Annotated in this window: 10 protein-coding genes; 4 read left to right on the top strand and 6 right to left on the bottom strand. The window is 41.2% G+C overall.

The genetic code is table 11. From position 1 onward, the window contains the following. Positions 1-78: 78 nt before the first annotated feature. From LVD17_RS20230 to LVD17_RS20215, 4 genes are all read left to right on the top strand, one after another. Positions 79-3279: an MFS transporter gene (locus tag LVD17_RS20230; protein WP_233760825.1), complete on the top strand. Its 3201-nt coding sequence runs from the start codon at positions 79-81 to the stop codon at positions 3277-3279. A 134-nt stretch (positions 3280-3413) separates the two neighbouring features. Further along, a complete protein-coding gene (locus LVD17_RS20225; RefSeq protein ID WP_233760824.1) occupies positions 3414-6455 on the top strand; it encodes a WD40 repeat domain-containing protein in 3042 nt (1013 codons plus the stop codon). A 54-nt stretch (positions 6456-6509) separates the two neighbouring features. Further along, complete coding sequence (locus LVD17_RS20220; RefSeq protein WP_233760823.1) at positions 6510-7583, top strand: porin family protein; 1074 nt, start codon at positions 6510-6512, stop codon at positions 7581-7583. Positions 7584-7607: 24 nt separating this feature from the next. Continuing rightward, positions 7608-8816, top strand: coding sequence for a hypothetical protein (locus LVD17_RS20215; RefSeq protein WP_233760822.1), 1209 nt, complete (start codon positions 7608-7610; stop codon positions 8814-8816). A gap of 273 nt (positions 8817-9089) precedes the next feature. Here LVD17_RS20215 and LVD17_RS20210 read toward each other — a convergent pair whose 3' ends face one another. The 6 genes from LVD17_RS20210 to LVD17_RS20185 all read right to left on the bottom strand — a co-directional run bounded on the left by LVD17_RS20210 (position 9090) and on the right by LVD17_RS20185 (position 20633). Beyond that, positions 9090-9974 (bottom strand): hypothetical protein, encoded by an 885-nt coding sequence (locus tag LVD17_RS20210; protein WP_233760821.1) that lies wholly within the window; start codon positions 9972-9974, stop codon positions 9090-9092. A 97-nt stretch (positions 9975-10071) separates the two neighbouring features. Further along, complete coding sequence (locus LVD17_RS20205; protein WP_233760820.1) at positions 10072-12948, bottom strand: contractile injection system tape measure protein; 2877 nt, start codon at positions 12946-12948, stop codon at positions 10072-10074. Between the two features lie 50 nt (positions 12949-12998). Next, positions 12999-15863 carry a baseplate wedge protein gene (locus LVD17_RS20200; protein WP_233760819.1) on the bottom strand — a complete coding sequence of 955 codons (2865 nt, stop codon included), beginning with the start codon at positions 15861-15863 and terminating at the stop codon, positions 12999-13001. Positions 15864-15878: 15 nt separating this feature from the next. Next, the gene (locus tag LVD17_RS20195; protein WP_233760818.1) at positions 15879-16076 is read right to left on the bottom strand and encodes a hypothetical protein; all 198 of its coding nucleotides are present in this window, start codon (positions 16074-16076) and stop codon (positions 15879-15881) included. Between the two features lie 43 nt (positions 16077-16119). Beyond that, positions 16120-16857 carry a hypothetical protein gene (locus LVD17_RS20190; protein WP_155174690.1) on the bottom strand — a complete coding sequence of 246 codons (738 nt, stop codon included), beginning with the start codon at positions 16855-16857 and terminating at the stop codon, positions 16120-16122. 29 nt (positions 16858-16886) lie between these two features. After that, positions 16887-20633 (bottom strand): baseplate J/gp47 family protein, encoded by a 3747-nt coding sequence (locus LVD17_RS20185; RefSeq protein WP_233760817.1) that lies wholly within the window; start codon positions 20631-20633, stop codon positions 16887-16889. Positions 20634-20670 lie beyond the last annotated feature (37 nt).

Below are 20670 nucleotides of genomic sequence, written 5' to 3'. Positions count from 1 at the left end.
TTATTTTTTGACTGAAATAATTTGTTCTTCCAAGACAAATTCAGACAAAAAAATAAGTATAGTTGAGCCGGATCAATAATGAAAAGTGTTAATCATCAAGCATTTAAGACAAAAAGGAAGTTCTCAGTTCTTGTAATATTGGGACTGTTCATCGGCATAGGACTAGCCTTCCTTGACCTTGCCGCTATCAGTCTTTTTCTGAGCAAATACGATAGCCAGGATTTACCTATGGCTTTTGTTATGTCTGGTTTAGCAGGTGTATTTGCACTCGCCATATATACTTATCAGAAGAACAGGTTTTCATTTTTCAGAGTTGCAATTATTTCATTTATACTCATTACACTAGGTACTTTTTTTCTATATCATGGACTCGAAAATATAAATTATGATAAATATGTCTATTGGCTTTTTATCGTAACAGGCCCTATCAATGTATTGGTATATTATAATTTCAGAAGCCTTGGAAGCCTGGTATTCGCACAACAGCAGCACAAGAAGCTATCAGAATGGACACATATTGGGGTTATTATCGGAGCGGCCACAATATTCTTTACAATAACGCCCTTACGAAAAGAGCTTGCTTTATCTATTTCAGAATTTGTTTATTTTGCCGGGCTATCCTTTGCTATTGCTTCTGTCCTGCTTTCAATAACATCAAGGAGTGCTGTAGCACTTAGAGAACTGGCAGTCAGTGCTCAATATATTAATGCTAATAACAGTTATGCTAAAATAAGAAAGAACAGCTTTCTGGTACAGCTGGCACTTTTCTCCTTAACAATTACGGTTATTCTGCTTTTTGTAGATTATTATTTCTACACAATTGTTGAGTCCAATTACACCAGCATTAATGAACTACTCGATTTTCTGGGGTTCTTTTATGGATGCATATTAATTGCAGGAATATTTACTCATATACTGGTCTATAACCCCATAATGAACAAGTATGGATTAAAAGTTGCCTTAATGGTTCTTCCTATCGTTGTAGGTGTCCTGTCAGGCTTAGCCATAGTCATTGGTTCATACTTTGGATATATTCCGGATACTACCACCTTCCACGTGTTTTTTCTTACAATCTGTATCCTTAAGCTTATCAGCACATCTTTTAACGACAACCTCACTTCCAATGCTTTCAGGTTTTACTTTTTGCCCATTGAGGACCTGCTCAGACAGGATACCTTGCTTAAAATAACCGGAGTTGTCAGAGAGGCATCCGTTATTATTGCCGGTGGTATCCTACTGTACATGACATCAGCAACTTTTATTGACAATGATGTTTATTTTGCTGCAACCCTTATAATTTTCTGTATACTATGTATTGTAATAGTTTTTAAAATTTACAGTACTTATAGAGATGTACTGAAGGACACACTTGATAAACAACAATTGGTTAAAACCGGAGAGGCAAGGTTAAGCTATGCTGAGAAACTGGCCCGAGAGACCAAAAATATCCCCACCGATCGATTGGCCCGCCACCTGAATATTATAAATACTTTGGACCCGGTAGTCTTTAAATCAGCTGTTTTATCAATTATCAACAGTGATAATGACAAAGCTCAAAAGATAGCCCTTCAACAGGCCAGTCACCTTTGCCTGTTAGAAGCTATCCCTATCCTGAATGAGATCATGGAGTCCAAATATTTTAATGTACTCAAGAACAGGGACCTTATTGAAAAAACTTACCATAAACTTAGAGGTGCAGAGTTCCGGTTAGAAAAACTTACTTATATAGAGCAACTTACTTACTCCAAGCTGGTAAATGAAAGGATATTTGGTGCGTCACTTACCAGGTATGCCGAAGAGGATATTAAACCTAAGCTCCTGAACAAGCTTTTTCGTGACCCCGTAACCAAGGTAAGGTATTATGCAGCTGCTGCAGCAGCAGGTTCTGAAAACGAAAGCATGCTTAAAAACCTCATAGCTATGCTTGACAATCCGATTTATAGTAATGCCGCAGTAGCGGCTATCTCGGCTACGGGAGAACAGACCTTACCTGTACTGGAGTCAGCCTTTCACCTGACAGGACAATCGGAAAAAATTCAGCTACGCATAGTTCAGATCTATGGACGCATAGGATCGCAGCAGGCTGTTGAGCTTCTGCTGAAAAAGCTGGACCTGCCTAATCAAAATGTAATAGCGGCAACGTTAGTGGCTTTGAGTAAATCAGGATATAATGTAAAAAAAGACAAAGCCCTGAATGTAAAAAGAGAGCTGGAGGAAATATGCGCAACGACTATTTCCAATATGCAGGCTTATCTGGATCTTCAAAAAGAAAAAGCATCAAACCTACTTCTTAATGCCATAACAGCAGAAATTGAAAATAATTACAATACTATTTTTCAGCTTTTGGCATTACTTTATGAGTCAAAGTCGGTTGACCTGGTAAAGGAAAACATTAATAGTGGTAATACAGACCAGTCAGACTTCGCTTCCGAGCTTCTGGATATTTTCCTGGAAGAAGAATTGAAACCGATCGTGTTGCCAATTCTGAATGTATCATCCTACTCTGATAAGATCAACAAACTGCAGTATATACTTCCAACCACTTCAATGTCAAAAAATGAAGTATTGTATGACTTGATCCTTAAAGATTACAAGAAGGTCAACCGATGGACAAAAGCCTGTGCCATTATGGAGTTGGCGGAAGAAAACTCTCCGTCAAACCATGATATCTTTGCTGCCAACCTCGTTAACCCTGATCAAATGCTCCGAGAGATCGCTGCTGCTGCGTATTATCGTTTAAGCGAGGAAAATTTTGCAGTATTTATAGAGAGAAATAAATATAAAAAAGAATATGCCCAGCAAGCCTTAAGGCTTATCGAAGAAGTTGAAAAAGGTAAGGAAGGAGAGTTACAGGAAAGCCCTAAGCTGAATATTGAAGTAGTAAGGTTTCTCAATGATGTAGCCGGTTTTCAGTCCGTACCGGGTCTGGTGCTTTCTGAAATTGCCAAGCTTTCAAAAGCCGCGTACTATCAAATGGGGACAGAAATTCTTTCCTTTGATGAAATGGATGAAATGGCCTATGCATTCATATTCAAGGGGTCGGTTGCTTTACAAAAAAACAATCATGAACTTGGGAGGTATGATCAAAATGACTTCTTACAGGACTTCGATTTCATTAATGAAGGAAGAACAGAATATAAGCTGGTAGCAAACGAGAATACCATTTTATTCTGGATTGACAGGTCTGCATTCAGTGAACTATGTTCATTCCATGAGGTACTCCCTGACGCATTGTTAAACGAATTAAATAATAGGAAAAGAGAGGCAATAGCCGTATAATGGTATTGATTTAACGCCTCTCAACATTAAATATAAATCAGGATTAAAAAATATCGCCGGCAACCTCCGGATTATCAGCCATATAAACACCATTGACAGTGATAATATCTAATACAGAAGCTAAACCAGATCTTATGAACGGTTCGAATGAAACTTTTAACCCGTTTCCGGGTTTAAGGCCATTTAGGTATGAGGAAAGCCATTTATATTTTGGTAGGGAAGAACAAATAGGTGAAGTACTGGACAAGCTGATCGAGCATCACTTCGTTGCTATTATTGGTACATCAGGCATTGGTAAATCGTCATTCATCAATTGCGGTATTTTACCCATTTTATTTAAAGATTATAAAACTTCTGCCAGTTCTAAATGGGAAGCCGTTAATTTTCGTCCGGGCAACTCTGCCCTTAAGAACATGACAAAAGCATTGCTTCATGAAAAGCTTGAGTATGCAGATGATGAAACGGCCCAACAGCAAATCGATGATACCGTAAATAGCTTAAGAACAAATGTAAATTCACTGATCAATATTGCTGGTAAAAGGTATAAAGCTTCCGGCAAGAACATCCTGATATATATTGATCAGTTCGAAGAGATTTTTAGGTATCGGGAGAAAAATGATAATAATTACGATGACGTCAGTATTTTTCTCAACCTTCTTATAGCTGCTATCAGCCAAACTGAGGTTCCCATTTATGTGGCAATCACTATGAGGTCAGACTTTGTTGGTGACTGTGCAAAGTATCCTGAATTTACAGATAAGATAAATGACAGCCAGTTTCTCATCCCTCAAATGACCCGGCTTGAAAAAAAGAAGGCTATAATAGGCCCGATTGAAACGGTTGGTGCTACTATTGACGAGGATCTTGTGCAGAAGATACTTAATGATGTTGGTGATGACGCGGACTCTCTCCCTGTGATGCAACACGCACTCATGCGTACCTATGATTATTGGTTGCAAAATAGCTTCAAGGGCGATGAACTGTCTTTTGCCCATTATGAAGCCATTGGGGGAATGGAAAAGGCCCTTTCCATCCATGCCAATGAAGCATTCTACGAGCTTAACGAAAAGCAACAGGCTTTATGTGAAAAGATATTTAAGAACATTACTGAAAAAGGTGATGGTGGCCGCGGAACAAGGAGGCCCACCCGGCTTCAGGAAATATCAGTAATTACAGGAGCCTCCACGGAAGAAGTAATGTTTATTGTTGAGCATTTCCGTGCAGCAGGCCGTACTTTACTAATGCCTCCATACAATGTTACCCTTACTGAGGATAGTATGGTTGATATTTCTCATGAAAGTTTAATGAGAATATGGACCAACTTAAGGGAGTGGGTAGACGATGAATCTGAGTCTGCGAAGTTATACCTCAGGTTATGTGAAGCGGCAGAAATGCACCAGCTTGGAAAAGCCGGCTTGTGGAGACCACCAGATCTTCAATTAGCTCTTAGCTGGCTTGAAACACATAAACCGTCACTTTCGTGGGGATTAAGGTATAATCCGGGATATGAAAGGGCGATGTTATTCCTGGAGTACAGTAAAAATGAGTATGAAAAGGAACAGCGTAATAAACAAAAAATACAAAAGCGGAGGCTTTTTATTGCCAAAGTAACTACCGGAGTATTCGGTCTGGCATTTCTCGTTGCATTTGGTTTCTTTTTGTATGGCGAAAAACAACGAATAATCGCCGGAGAAGAGAAGATCAAAGCGGATAGCGCCAGGATCAAAGCCATTGAAAAAGGTGAGTTAGCACGCCTTGCCGCTATAAAGGCTGACTCCAGTCGAAGAGTGGCATTGCAGCAAAAAGAAATTGCGACGAGTGCCATGCAGGAAGCACGGAGAAATGAACGGATAGCCAGAGATGCCGTTATCCTGGCTGATAGCGCCAAAAACGACGCCCTTAACCAAAAACACATTGCCGATATAGCCAAAGAAGATGCCTATAACCTAAGGCTTTTATCAATAGCAAGGTCAATGGCCATTAAATCGCTGCAAATTGCCGATCCTGAAGAAATGGGACTCGTGGCGCAGCAGGCGTACAAATTTAACAATGAAAATGGTGGAAATTCATTAGATCCGGATATTTACAGTGGTTTATATTACGCTGTAAAAAAACTTCAGGGCAGTGGCTATAACCAGTTGATCAAGCATACGGATAACGTAAGGGTATTGACCAGTGTACCAGGTTCCCGAAACCAGATCTACTCAACCGGTAGTGATGGCACCGTATTACTTTGGAACCTGAATGACAGGGCCAATCCTACAACGGTAAAATCACATACTGACAGACAAATCAATAAGTCCATGGCCTTGAGTCCTGACAAAAAATGGCTGGTTACCGGGGGAGATTATGGCTATTTGCAGCTTTATAGTGTTACGAATCCTGGAGATCCGAAACTATACCTCATTGGTCAGAATGAAAAGATCAGGTCTACCTGGTACTTAGAGTTTGCCTCCAACAATCAGTTTATATCCGTTGGAGAGGATAAAAGAATACTTTTGTGGGATATTCCTAATGAAATTACAAAAACGACCGTAATTACTCCGCAGGAAATCACCAAGAGTGATTTGAAGATAAACTCCATAGCGCTTAATCCTAAGAAACGGGTAATTGCGACAGCAAAAATCAAAGGGCAAATAACCTTTATCAATATGGATACCAAAGAAGAGCGTGTATTCTTTGAAGATACCCGTACACGCTCGGATATGGTTTCGGTGGCTTTTAGCAATGATGGTAAGATGCTTGCCGCAGGTAATGAAAATGGTACCGTACGGGTTTGGGACCTTCGCTCCAATATGCCATTAACTATTTCTGACAAACACGCTGCACGGGTAAATAACATCAGGTTTAGCGCTGACAATTCAAAACTTGCGACGGGAAGTTTCGATGCCACCGTTAGGATTTGGAATACAGAAAGACTAAATGACCCTCCTATTATTCTTGACGACCATGATGATTGGGTTTGGTCTATTGAGTTCAGCCCTAATGGAGATTATCTTCTGGCTGGATGTAAGGACCACAGGATAAGAATGTGGCCTACCAAAATTGAAAGTATGGCCGACATTATTTGTGGTAAGATCAGCCGTAACATGGAGTTAAAGGAATGGGAAGACTTTGTAGCTGACACCACCGATATTCCTTATCAGAGAACCTGTCAGAATTACAAAGGGTTATAACTTTCACCTAAACATCACATTACTAAACCTGAAATATACGGCTATATAATAACCATGCTTAAACGAACCATATTTACCCTAATCATTTCAGCATCTTTTGGTTTACAGGCTTTTGCCCAAACTCAGAGTAGCTGTTCACAAACCTTACGGGAAGCCCAGCTAACTTACGAAAGAGGGCGCATCGATTTGGTGCCTGAGCAACTGGCTTCCTGTCTGAAATCAGGGTTTAATAAAGAAGAAAGAATAGCTGCTTATAAACTGTTGGTAAATACTTACCTATACTTTAATGAAAGTGACAAAGCAGCCGATGCGATGACCTCCTTTCTTTCGCTAAACCCCGAATATGAAATTGATGTAATTGCTGACCCTTCGGAGTTCATTAATTTGTACAATTCTTTTCGTACCACCCCTGTATACCTGTTGGGAGGTAAGGCCGGTAGCAATATCACTGCAGTTAATGTTTCTAAAAATTTCAGTGTTGATGATTCTTCTGTAAAAAGGGGGAAATACAATTATACGCCAGGCTTCAATGTGGGTCTGGCTTTAGAAGTACCACTTTCAAAAAAAGTGTCAGTTGCTCCTGAGATTTACTTTAGTCAAAAAAAATATCAATACAGAGATCTGATATTAGGCTTTGCCGATCTCAATTTTGAAGAGACACAAACCTTGGTAGAGCTGCCTCTTTTTGTAAAGTATAACATAGGTGACTATGGGAAAAACAATAACATCACTCCTTTTGTGAATCTCGGAGGTTCTGTTGGCTACCTCCTTAGCTCCGAAGCTGATGTACTTAGAAAAGATGCTGTAAGCGGAGAAAATCAGCGCGAAGTTTCCGGGCCTTCAATTGACCTGGCCGAGCAACGTAACAGCATTAATTATGCAGCTGCCGTAGGTGCAGGCGTTAAATTAAAAAATATAATCGGAAGAGGCTATCTGGTAGTTGACTTCCGTTACTCGTATGGCCTGAATAATGCCGTAAACCCAGACAATAGAACGGCCAATACCACGCTGGTCTATGATTACCTGTATGTGGATAATGATTTCAGTATCAACAACTACTCATTTACCGTGGGTTACCTGATTCCAAAGTATAAGCCCAAGTTGTTAGTTAAAAAATCAAAGAAATAGCAACAAGTAAGATTAACAGTAAACATGAAAAGTCCACTTAACCTTTTATATACAACAACGCTATCCATTTTAGCAATCCTGAGCTATACATCCTGCGAGGTCGACCCATTTGCTGAACCTGATGACTCAGGGCAATTCATCAAATTCTTCGGAGATGTAAATGATGAGAACGGCTACGCTGCAGTACAGGCTGAGAATGGAGATTTTATCTTCACCGGCTCCACAAACTCTACGGAAGATGGCAGTACCAATATCATTATAGTCAAAGCTGATGCCAACGGAAACAAAATCTGGCAAAAGCAAATAGAGCAACCCCTGGCCCAAACCAGCAAGGATATTGAATTGCTCTCCAATGGTGATGCCTTTATATTTGGGCATACTACGCTTTCAAACGGCACTACTGACTTTTTACTTATGCGCATCAATGCTGAAGGAGAAGAAGTCGCTACGTTTACTTATGGAGACAGTACCAAGAACGAAGAAGGGCTCGGTATTATACCTTCGGTGTCCGGCGGGTATCTGTTAATCGGAACCATTGAAAACAGCGCTTCGGATAAAGATATGCTTATCAAAAAAGTTGACGATTCCGGCAATGAACTCTTTAGCAATACATATGGTCTGATCGATGAATTCGATGCAGTGACTTCTGTTGCTGAAAATGAAACAGGTGAATTGGTATGGTGTGGAACCCTTAATAGAAATGGCTCTCAGAATATGAGAATTGTCTCTACCGACTCACTCGGAAGTCTGATATGGGATTACACCTATCAGGAAGAAATAAGTAGTGCTCAGTCAATTGCGAGCGATATGAAAAAAATTACGGGTGGCTACATCATTACAGGCAGGTCGTTTGTGAATAACGGGGATTCCAATGTATTGCTTGTCCATATAAGCGACAAAGGTACCTTCAAATGGGCTGCTGACCTTTCTTCAACTTTTTCACAGGAGGGCAACTCTGTATCACGTACCTCAGACGGTGGATATGCCGTAGTGGGTAAAACCCAGACAGCAGCAGGCACAAGTGATATCTATCTGTTAAAAACAAACTCCCTGGGACAACTGCTGTGGTCCAAAGCATTCGGTGGCGACTATGACGATTCCGGTAATTTTGTTAAGGAATCTGCAGATCGGGGTCTGATTATATTAGGAACTGCTCGTATTAACAATAACAATGTAATAGAATTTATCAAAACTGATGACAAGGGCAGCACTCCGGGAGATGGTAGTGAATAATGTAACCAGTTAACGTAATACACGAAGGGGCCAGCCGGCCCCTTTCTTTTTATTCACAGACCTCAAATGTACATTCCGAATATAATAGACACCTCTAAAAAGCCGGCCGGAGAAAGTACTTACTTATCGAAGGTTCATTTTGATCTTTAGCTTAACTTAATGTATGCTGCTCCATTTACATTAGCTTCTCAATATTTGATTTCCGGATGTTGTATATAGCTTTAAATAAAAAACCCCGCTATTAGCGGGGTTTCGTTATTTTAGAAGGTGGCCTTATTTCGCAACAGTGCTGAGCTCTTCTTTGGCTTTATCTAAGGGGGCCTTTAACTTATCCTCAAATTGCTTTTGAATATTTGGATCAGGCTTCATTTCCTCTTTCTTCTTATTAAACATATCATAGAACATTTTAAAGAGGAAGAAATCAGGCTCTTTATTAAGCTCTTTCGGATACTCGATGAGAAGTAAACCTTTTGCAGCCTGCCTTCCTGGTCTTTTAAGTTTATAGAAGCCATACAACTGCAGGTCTTTTACTTTCTTTCTCCTGTTTTTCTTTTTAGCGTACTGGTTGACCAGAATTCCTTTCAAACCTTCCACTAAGAAAGGAGAAGCAACGGGAAACACATCTTCCGTTCTCGGTGGCTTCTCAACAAACACGGATAGTACCGGGGATTCATTAACATTGGTTGCAAGGAACCATGTTCTTTTGTACTTAATAGCATAGACATTATAGCCTACGCAGTTTTGCGTGCTACCGATATAGCTTACATCAAGCTTCTTAAAATCCTCAAGGTAAGCCTGGGTCCGGTCACCATTGGCAGGCACTTCGTTACTGCTCTTCTCTTCCGGCTTATCCGGTTGACTTTCCTGTACCTGGGTTTGGGGTTGCTCCTGTTCCTCAGCCTCTTTAGTGACCTTCTTCTGAGCCTCTATTACCTCCTTTTCCGGCTTGGCCTCCAATTTCTTTCTCTTTTTGTCTTTTTTCGCCTTCCTCTTTTCCAGCTTTGTGTTTACTTCATTCTCCACCTCTTCTATGGCGGTTTTTGCCGCATCCTTTGCGCTTTTCTCTACCGCTTCCTCAACACTCTGAGCAAAGCCATCAGTCGCCAATAATCCACTTACAGCAAAGGCAACCAGAAATAATATCTTTTTAGTAGACATAGAGATCAATTTAATCAGATTAAAATCCATTTTCAATATTAATAGGTAAATTTAAACAGAACATACAGTAAATACATCATAGTTTTCACTAAAATGCTTACCTCCACTCCACTGCAAGCGTCTTTTCCATCCATGGTAATATTACCATGCTGACCGACCACGGCAAAGTGTCCATCAATATATCCCAGGCCTTCTGCTCTACATAAAGCTGCCAGCCTCCATTCATGGCCTGCTCCAGCCTACCTTCGCGATGCAGAAAAGATACCCGGAAATTATCCGGAGAAGTCTTTCCTAACGTCGGCCAGTTCTGAATCACTCCGTTAACCAGGCTCTCGCACAACTCTTTTTCCTTATCTTCAAGGTTATAAGCATTGTCCAGGGGTTCAAAGATGTCGAGGCCGCAAAGCACCTTATTCAAAGCAAGCTCAAATTCCTGGGTCTTGTCATCCTTATAAGCTATGTATTGAAGGATATGCACTGCTTTATGGGCAGACGCAGTATCCTTAAACTTCTTATTCTCCAAAAGCTCCAGCATATTAAATAACCGGGACAAAAAAGGATGCAGCAATACCAGCCCGGCATTATTGATATAAATCGGTTCCCTACCCAGCCTTTTAGCAAGCTTCTCCTGCTTCTCGCGCTCCAGCCTCTCTTTTTCTGCTTTCTTTCTCTCCTCTTCCGCTTTAGCCTTTTTCTGTTCTTCCCTTTTTCTTTCTTCTTCTTCTTCCTTCACTTCCTTATCAGTAGACTCAGCTTCCTGCTCCTCTTCTAGTGCTTCCTTTACAACCTTTTCAATGTCCTCTTCAGCTTCTTCTCTCTCTTTCCTCCTCGTTTCTTCCATGGCCTCTTCCTGGAGCGATACCAGCCGCTTTATTTCTTCCGTGGTTGAAGCTAGTATATGCTTCCACTCCAACTGCCTAAGCTCCATCTGCGTGACCCTGTATGACTTCTCCTTTATCTCCCTGGCAATGAACAGGTCCACCCACTGCACCCGTTCTTCAATAGCCGCCGGAGCAATGGCATGGGCAATCCGCATTAACAGGTCATCAGGCAAATGTTTTATCCAAAGTGTAAGTATCTCTTCTTCCTGTACTGCCTTCTTTGCAGTATCAGCAAATACCCCGGGCTTTTCCTTTAAGAGCTGGTATATTCCTGCCACCAGTCTGCTTCTGGTTTGTACGTCAAGCCCTAATGCCGGCTCAGTTCCGGTAGCCGATGCCGGGAATTTTCCCTGACGGATAAAACCAAGAGCCTCCGCTTCTTCGACGGCTTCTGTCAATATTTTTTGAATCTCCTCCGGCAATTCCTTCACCTCATCTTCCATCAATTGCCTGAGCTGACCGTACAACCTGCCATGTTGCTCACTAAGCCTGGCCAAGGTTGCTTCTATTGGTGATTTGAAGCTTTCTTCTACAATTTCGGCAAGCCTGAGTTCTGGAGACGCTTTAAAAATCTTTTGGGCGATGTTGTCTTCAAACTGATAGCGTACGCGCTTTGCTACCAAGGGCAAGATAAGTGGATCCAGATTGGAGATAATTTCCCTGACCGACGCAGGTTCCAACTGCATGATAATAGCAGTAAGGTCTTCAAACCGGCGTATTTTAGTATGTGCAGGTAAAGCACCGAAAAGCAAAAAGAAACGGATAATTTCCTGCTGGGTATAGGTCCTTTTCCGAGGCCTTTCAGATACCTCTTCATAGGTTTCACCGAGTACCTCCACAGCACTTGCAGGCTCAATCTTTGCGTGGTCGGCAATCTTATCAGCAGCAAAGGATAAAAAGTCAACCTTGTTTAGGGAACCTACCTTGCCTTTCTTTTCAACATAAATATAATCTACCACATATCGGTAGAGAGACTTCAATAGCGCAGTTTCAGACTGAACTAAACCATGCGTTTTAAATAGCCTGATCGCATTTTCTACAAATTGCATTACAAATTGACTATCTGCTGCCAATTCCCTACGCAGAAATGCTTCAAACTGCTGTTTTGAAACCTTTTCATACCATTTCCCTATCCACTCCTTTACATCTTCCTCGGCTAACTCTTCCACCTGCTCTTTCTCAGGCCTGGCCGGCTCCACTTTTCTCAGGGCCTGCTTCAACGCTTTCTCCACGATTGTGCCCTTGGCCTCAGGTTTCAAGGCAGTGGCAAACACGGCACTTCGCAGCTCTCTGGGGTTAACCTCAGGATGGTCTATGATAAAAGATACAAGTTTCTCGTTGAAAGGCGTATCATACATCTCCACGGAAGCTCCGGGTGAGATGGCAATGTATGACTCTATCACATATTCCCAAAAGATCACGCGTACAGGCACACGACTAACCTGAGGGGAGGTGATTTTCAGACTGTTAAAAACTGAGGTGATTACCTCTAAAGAATCCTTGAACAAACGGCGTTTGGAAGTATATACCACCTCGACAAAACGAAGCAACTGCTCATCCTTGAACTGACTGATAAAACGGTTCCTGACCGACCTGGTCCTGAGCTCAGGGATAACTTCCCTCACGGTATTCGCAGTATCTTTTTCGAGCAGCAGATCAAACACCTGATCTATTCCCACTCCATGCTCCCGGATGTATCTACCCCACCATGGCAATGTGCCACTTTGCAGGTAAAAGATAAAAACTTCAAGCAGTGATTTTTGGGCAGTAACCAGCTCATCCTCTCCCCGGACCGGCTGCGCTTTTATCATAGAAGCTTTACGCTCCAGAGCCCTTAACAGCTCTCTTTCCAGCTTAAAAACAACTTCTTTCTCAAGGTTATTCAGGTCTACTGTCCCGAGGTCAATTTCAAGTTTTGCTATTCTCAGTATGGCGTTTTCCGGATTTACCCTGTCAAAAACAGTCTCAATAATTTTGGATATATCTCCTTTGACCAGTTTGCTAAACCGCTCCTGAAACTCATAGGCCTTATTTTCTGAAGGAAAATCAACTTCAAACGACTGTTTCTGTATGGTATGAAGGTTATCGGCCATAGTTGAAAAACCAGAAGGTTATCTCAACTATAACCCTCCAGCCTTGAGGTTTAGCTCTCTATTCTATAAAGTGAGAACAGGTACTCAGAAAGCTCAGCTTTATATTTACCATCGCCCTTGGTACCATTTTCATTCATTTTCTCCTCCATCCAGTTGTAATATAAACTTTCAAAGGTCTCCATATCTGCAGGGTCGAACCAGAAAATTGAAGATGCAATATTAGCCGGGGAGTGCATATTTACAGTGTCTTCTATGATGGATCTGAACTCATCATCACTGAACCTGTTGGTCCAGGAAGGGAACACCACACTAACTCTAAACGAGTAGAACTCTTCGGGTATCCTTCTGCTTTCGTTAGAATGCTGTACGAAAAGGCCTATTTTATGCTCAAAAGGTATAATATCGTCGGTATCTGAAAGGTGCCTGTAAAGCATTTCCATTTTCTCGTGCGTCCTTTCAACCGATGCTCTGAATGCAAGACTTACCAGATGGATTTTACCATCGCTGGTTTTAAAGTGTACTTCAAAGTCACCATCCTCTCTACGCTCAACAGAGTAGTTCTCATATTTTTTTATCTCAGGCCTCAAGGCCTCTATAACCTTTTCGCGCTCTTTAAAGGTATATAAGCCTGTGCTTCTAAAGAAGCTTTTACGGTCAGCATCAAGAAGATAAATCCCGAATCTTTTATCAGTAACCTCAGGACGAAGCAAAGTATGCTCCACCATATGCAAGCCTTCGCTTTGCATATTTAGCTTTTTCAAAGTGTTTACTAACTCAAGTACACTTATTAAAGCATCCTCATAAGTTTTTGACGATGCTACAAGTAACCACTCATCAGTAGATGGCTTATTGAAAACCACATGATGCTCTCCTGACTCCTTTCCTTTACCAATCCTGAAATTAATCAGGTCCATGCCTTCCCTGAGGAAGTCAGTGACCATGGTTTTACTTTTAAAAGGAAGAGTTTGCTTAAGCAGGTTCAGTTTATACTCTTCATCAAAATCGTTAAGGTTTATCTCTTCTTCATCCACATAATCAAAGTACCTTAACACATAGTCTACTTCAATTTTAGCTGATTTCAGACTACCCCTGGAGCTCCATGACTTGATTTCCGCCTTACTGCCACTTTCTGACTTTAGTTGTAAGCCTTTCTCAGTATAATGATTAAGAAGTGAGTGAGCATGATATTCATTGATCTCATTAATACTGCTGACACCTAACCCCATAAGAATGGCGATCCTGGCCTCCATGCCTGTGATGTTATCGGTATCAATACTCTTCTTTCTATAATTAAATGCCCTCGCCCTGTTCTTATTCAGCGTATCCAATGACTTCAGCAACCTTACCTTACTTTGGATCAGATGCAGCTCAAATTCTTTATCATCAAAATAGTGATTAAACTGAGAGAACGAATACTGTGAGAAAGACTCCCCATGTACTGCCAGTAGATAGTCAAGGAAACGGTTCCTTCGGTCTACGAAGTTGTCGTTTAACCTGACAAGTTCTCCCAGACCTTTTTTATAATTGGCAGGCAGACTGTATTCTTTCAGCAGTGGGTCATTTACAATTCCTGACTCATCTTTATACAGAGGTTCTACATCAGGTACATTATCAAGGGACTGAAAGAAGTAAGTTTGTCCTACATTCTTCCTGACAGAAAACAGGTCCTTGGCATGTGCCAGCTGGGACAGGTAATTAGCAATGATCTGCTCAAAGAGTAGCAAATATCCTTTTAACTGTTTAGCCTGTGCCCTTCTCAAAAGAGAAGGTGAATTAGGTATACCATACTCTCCTATGCCGTAAGTGACCGGGAACTGGTTTTGTAATGAATAATAATCCTCAATATGCAACTCTTTTCCTTTATCAAGCTCAATGTCGCCTTCTGAGAGACGGTAAACCCGCTTGGTTGCCGATTTCATCTCATTAAGCTTGCGCTTGACCACTTTACCGTCTAAAGAACTGTAATTAACTACACCTCGCATGAACTGGATCAGATGCCTGGATGCTTTGTCCTCCACATCAGTTACCAGCCTCGCTATCTGGTGTTCCTCAATATTGACCTGGTTCTCGTAGATCTCATCACCAATTTTCAGGTAAAGGTTTTTCACACTCACTACACCTTTTACCTGCATAATGATCTTGGTGACTTCCGAGATGAGTATTTTATCTGGTTTCGGATATAGTTCCTCAGATTTAATGAAGCCGTGTTTCAGGAGAGGGCCATTAAATATTTCATCCAGCTGAAGTCCCTCGTTAAGCAGCTCCTTCAATGAATAAAACCTGATCTCAGGGCTTAAATATTCATCAGCCTTAAAAAAGATCTGGGCCAGTATCGACTCAATATCATGCATGCCGTCAACTTCTACATCGGCATGAATGGATACGTAAACCGGCTCTAATATCTTTACTTCTTCAATATCTTCACAGATGTTGCGATTATCGCAGAAAACATCTTTTGTCTTGGCAATTACGTTGTTTCTGGTGTTTTTATCTCTGACACCTTCATCAAGGTCAAGGAGTATTTTGTACAGGCCATTGATCGAGTTTTCGGCAGGATCAATTGGTTGGATCCATACATTGCTTATTTCAAAGACAGAATCAAAGATAAGCTTTCTGTAGTCATTGATAGTAAGCGGGTTACATGGCAGGATCTCATTGGGCTTGAGAAAGGAATGGTCCCTGTTCTTATCATCAAACAGGTGGTCTTCAATCTTAAATTCCGTTCTGAAAGACAGGTCAGTAAGTGCATAACACAATTGTTCCAGGATAGTCACACCCGGGTCATGCTCGTTGTAATCCGTCCAGTATGAGCCGGTAAGTTCCTGAATGTATTTAATACCTTCAGCCCTTAAATAATCAAAGTCCTCACCTTGTTTTAATGCTTCTTCTTTACCTATAAATAATGGTTCCTCCATATGGCTGTTAATTGCTTATTTCAAAAAATCGTTTTGATCTTTTGTGTTATACCCATTTTCCCTATTGCCAGTGGCATTGTTTTTAAAGCCATCATTGGCCTGATCATTAAGCTTTCCTATCAACTCATAGACTTCAGCAAAAGGCAGTTTTCCCAGTGCTTCAAATATCTTTTTCGCTTCATCCAGCGTAACCTCAAACTTTACTTTTTCCATGCTTACAGTTTTTTCAGTTCTTGCCTCTCCGGTTCAATCTGTTTTACTCCAGCTCTACGCCCTCGTCCATGAAGTGATCGAGCCATAAGTCGGAGATATAGTAACGTACAAAAAAGTTACCTTCATAATTTGACCTTGTCCTCATCTCCAGGTTAAAGTCATACGTTGTTCCGGTCCACTTCAGTTCTATCCTGTTACTGCGAACACCATAATACGCCTGTGTGATGTTGATTTTATTCTTTGATTTACCGTATGTACTAAGTGCCTGACCGTGGATCAAAGCATAACGGCCGGATTTTTTCTTGCCAACACCTGCTACAATTTCAAGCGCATGGCAGCCGTTCATTCCTGTAAGTACAGGGTGCCACTCCCCATCAGCAGGGATTTTCCCCTGATAACGTGTACCTATTCTTGATTTAATGCCTATAGTGCCTTCTACATCCAGTTCATAGGTTGGATCGTCGTTGTTGATCCCAACTTTACCTTCACTTTTGATAGATACTATGGAGTCTCCAAGGTGGTTGTTAATATTGAGATTGCCGTCTCCCTCTCCTATTGCCATACTCCAGGCCGGGCTTTTGTCCTCAATACTCTTGTAAAAGCTCAAAAGCTTTTTTGATGCTCCGATCGGCGACAGCATGAGGCCTTCCTCAGAAGACTTGGCGACCCCATCATCAACTTTATTGATCATAGAATCAATCAAATCATTGAAATGATTTTCAGCCGGCATTCTGCCCTTTCTGAAAAATCCTTTTAATGTATCCCTGTTTTGTAAAGACATAATCTAATTTATAATAGCACTATATAATTTTACTCTACAATGAAATCCTGACCCAGCTCGAGGTAATTAATACCGGCCTGACGCGATTGCTGTTCCATTTTCTCATTCAATACCGTAATCTGATGCACATTTGCCGACACTAACACCGACCATGGCTTGGTAGCGTTCAGATAAGGCTTAGGGTCCCCTTCCTTAGCGGTATCCAGCAACATATGCCGGCCTCCAAAATCACGCGCTGTCTGGATCATCGAGAACTTGGTGATGAAATCGACATAAGGCAACGTCCTCATAAAGCTAAGTATATCCGAAGTATTTATTCTTCCTCCAAGGTCTACGCTTCTATCCCCATCCAATATGCTTCTGGATATGTAGCGCTTAATTTCGTCATTTAATCTCTGAATATAAAAACCAAAATTATATCCCTCTTTGAATTTAACCGAGCAAATGATCTTAAGCCTTTCGAAGTTAGGGTTACGCACCTCGAGCTTCACAAATGGCGAAACAAAGGATTGAAGATAAGACTTGATCTTATAAAGCAATTCACTACTTGCCATTGGCTCGTTAGGGTTTGCCATGTCAGTGTTATAAGGTGTAACCACTATTAGCACACTGCCCGGAGAGTCCAGGTTATTACTTGTCATGTTAGGCAGACAGGTAACCTTATATACTTCATGGAACTTCTGAAGAATAAGCCTTTCATAATCCCATGCAGTGATAGCCCTTTTCTTATGCCGGAGCCTTTCAGCTATCCGTGTATAAAACTTATGCGGCTTTTCTTCGGGCAGACCGTTAAATGACTTCAATGGCTGCTCTACAGACTGAATACCGACGATGTTGTTCATTGACCTTCTGATAGAACCCGCAGGTAAAGGTTGATCCAAATGGTGACCTTTCACTGCTGTGTTGTTCACATCGTCAAAAGTAGCTGTAAGCACCTGGGTAGTTACACTCACCAGTTTGGAAGCTACATCTATATTTTTATATACCACTGCTCTTATCCAATGGAGATTCGGGTCAAGGATCGTATTGCCATTAGTCAGGTCAGACGGTAGCTCGATGCTGATAATGCCTGTTTTTAAAAAGCCCTGGGTCTGGTCATTCAATATTCTTGAAGGCTTTAGGAGAACCCATTCATTATTGACCAGATAACTCCATTCAATCAGTGGCGGATCTTCCTCAGAAGATACGGTGAATTCATCATGCATTTCGAAAAGCATGGTCACTGTTTGCGGTGGTTTAAGGCCTGAGAATCCTATGATCAATGAGCCTTCAAAGTCGTACTCCGGCAGCAGTAAAGTACTCTGCTTAGAGTTATCCGGAAAAGTAAGGCATTCACCGAATGGATGGATATGGAACAGGCATCCTACTGAACTCGTATCATCGTTCTTCTTGGACCTGTCAAATGAGATTACCGATGAAGAACCATAATCCAGTGACAATGATTTGATCAACGGAGTATATGCAGGGTTCGGCACCTCATCTTCATCCGGGTCTTTTTTCTTAAGGAATGACCTTTTGATGTTCTTGGTAGCCATTTTTGATAGCACCGTAGGGTATACGCTGTGCGCAAAAGCAAATTGAGGCCCTGTCAGCTCCAGCTTAATGAAGCCTCTTTGCACCATATTGTTATAGGTAAGGCTGTCATTAATTTTAGAATAGTTTGGCGTACGGCTGATAATGTCTATATCAACGTTATCAATGAAAGTCTTATCATGAAGCTCCCCTTCAGGCTTTGGTTCTTCAGCCAGAGGGTTGTCTGTTGTTCTGAATAGTTTAAAACGTTGACGTTCCGACGGCTGCATAGGGAACCAACGTCCTCCATCCAGCACAGAAAGGTCTACCTCAAATGATGCATTGTCAATATCCAGCCCGTAATTGTCATAGTATTCTTTAAATCCGGTATTACCACGAGGTAAATCGTACCATTCTATATTAACCTTTAAATTGTTAATCGACTTCTGAAATATTTCATTGCTACCAATGAGCAGGTATGATCCAACCCCGGGAATAGGCCCGAATGGATAGAACGGATTGTCCGCATTAATCTCTCCGACATTATTGTGAAGCATCAGGTTCTTCATCCCTTTTACATTGGTATCTATGACCAACCTGTCAAGTACGAGGCTCTTTAAAAGGCTAAACGGATATATATAGCCATCACTGTTGAGTACAAACCGTATAACAGGTGCTTTATGGTCAAATTCACCAGAATGTAGTGCCTTATCGAAATTTACCACTGCCGGTCCCGAACTTTTGATATCGAAACTCAGGGTCAATGTACTTTTGCTCTGGTTGCGCTTGACCACATAATTGTCAATTCTATGCCAGCCTTTATCTGTTGACATATCAATACGGAAAGCTTCCATAAATATCTTTATGAAAGTTTCATTCTCATCTGCATCGCTCACATAAGCAATATCTTTCAGGTATTGCTGAAGCTTGGCAAAGGAGTCATTGGTAAAGTGGAATGTAAGGCTGATCTCCCTGTCTCCCTCGCTAAGCAGGAGATTTGGTGAGGATATTGCGAAACCAATATTGGCAGTGGACATGGTTTTCTCATCCTCTCCCTTGGTTTCCTGGTTTTCCCCGAATGTAGCAAAAGTCTTCAGCCGGGGTTGTGCTTCATCTTCTGTTATCTGCTTCTCCAGCGGGATTCTGGAGGATAAAATGTTGCTGTAAAGATCCTTTTTAACCCCTTTAATATTTAAAGGGTTGTTATTAATATATATCGTATTAAGCTTCTCAATCTTGGCTTTGTTAACGATAAGGTTATGATCTGCTTTATAGATAATATCATTACCTTCCTCATCCATACCAGCCAGGAACTCTGTCCCCTTCTTTACTTCTGCAGAAAATGCAGTATCATACAAGCTGAATTTCAAATAAGCCTTATCGTACACGGCAGGCTTAGGCTGTTGTTTTAACACCTGAGAATAGTAAAATTCCAGGTGTCGTTTATTGAGGTTGTTAATGTCGCCCTGGGCTATTTTAAAAAGCTTCAAAAAAGCCAGAAAGAGGGCCACTTCAGGATAATGCTTATCACTTTTCAGGGATTGGGAAAGATGCTCAGGAGCTTTTATTTTAAGGTAAAGCAGGGTCTCATAGAACTCCTGGAAAACCTGATCCAGAACCTCGGTGATGCTTTTTACTTTATCTACGGTTGTCTTTCCCATTACCGCAAAATCTTCCTCCGCAGGTTCCTCAAGCTTCCATACATTGGAAAATATACTGTAGTCCAGTTCCATGCCGGTACCTAGAGCACTCTTGTCTTCAGCGAGACTGTCGAAGGCTTTAAGTTTGCGCAAGGCGCCGCTAAGCTTGGATGAAACAGCATTGATAACTTCGTTTCGGATACCAATTTCTTCATTGGTAAAGCTTTCAACAGCCTTTAATTTCTGTAACCATGCTTCGAAACGGGCAGCTATTCCATAAATCTCATCAAAACACTTTTGCAGGTAAACCAGCTTTTTCTTTTTATTTAAAAAGAGGTTGGCTTTCTGCAGGTTGTTCTTAAACCTGATTTCAATCTCGGTAGGGTTGGAATCAATGATAGTAGCCAATATGACCGTTTCGTCATTTAAAAAATCTGACCAGTCTCCATCAACTTGCCCCTGAGGGTTATAAAAATTTATCAGCTTTGAGAATCCATAGGCAAAGACCAGAAGGTCTTCAAAGGACCGCTCATCTATTTTAACATAGTCAAAATCTAAGGCTTTGAGAAACCTGTTTTCCTGTGAAGTTCCGCTCCTTATGCTCTTAGTATCAACTTTTTTCATGTATGTAAGTTAGTTTTTCAGTGGTAAACAGAACAAG

It is taken from the genome of Fulvivirga ulvae, from assembly GCF_021389975.1.
Lineage (GTDB): Bacteria > Bacteroidota > Bacteroidia > Cytophagales > Cyclobacteriaceae > Fulvivirga > Fulvivirga ulvae.
This window is presented reverse-complemented; position numbering and strand designations above follow the sequence as displayed.

Excerpts from the sequence above, each read along its gene's own strand:
- LVD17_RS20190 (WP_155174690.1), bottom strand. The coding sequence starts at position 16,857 with ATGTCTTTACAAAACAGGGATACATTAAAAGGATTTTTCAGAAAGGGC.
- LVD17_RS20225 (WP_233760824.1), top strand. The coding sequence starts at position 3,414 with ATGAACGGTTCGAATGAAACTTTTAACCCGTTTCCGGGTTTAAGGCCA.
- LVD17_RS20195 (WP_233760818.1), bottom strand. The coding sequence starts at position 16,076 with ATGGAAAAAGTAAAGTTTGAGGTTACGCTGGATGAAGCGAAAAAGATA.
- LVD17_RS20185 (WP_233760817.1), bottom strand. The coding sequence starts at position 20,633 with ATGAAAAAAGTTGATACTAAGAGCATAAGGAGCGGAACTTCACAGGAA.
- LVD17_RS20205 (WP_233760820.1), bottom strand. The coding sequence starts at position 12,948 with ATGGCCGATAACCTTCATACCATACAGAAACAGTCGTTTGAAGTTGAT.
- LVD17_RS20215 (WP_233760822.1), top strand. The coding sequence starts at position 7,608 with ATGAAAAGTCCACTTAACCTTTTATATACAACAACGCTATCCATTTTA.
- LVD17_RS20230 (WP_233760825.1), top strand. The coding sequence starts at position 79 with ATGAAAAGTGTTAATCATCAAGCATTTAAGACAAAAAGGAAGTTCTCA.
- LVD17_RS20210 (WP_233760821.1), bottom strand. The coding sequence starts at position 9,974 with ATGTCTACTAAAAAGATATTATTTCTGGTTGCCTTTGCTGTAAGTGGA.
- LVD17_RS20220 (WP_233760823.1), top strand. The coding sequence starts at position 6,510 with ATGCTTAAACGAACCATATTTACCCTAATCATTTCAGCATCTTTTGGT.
- LVD17_RS20200 (WP_233760819.1), bottom strand. The coding sequence starts at position 15,863 with ATGGAGGAACCATTATTTATAGGTAAAGAAGAAGCATTAAAACAAGGT.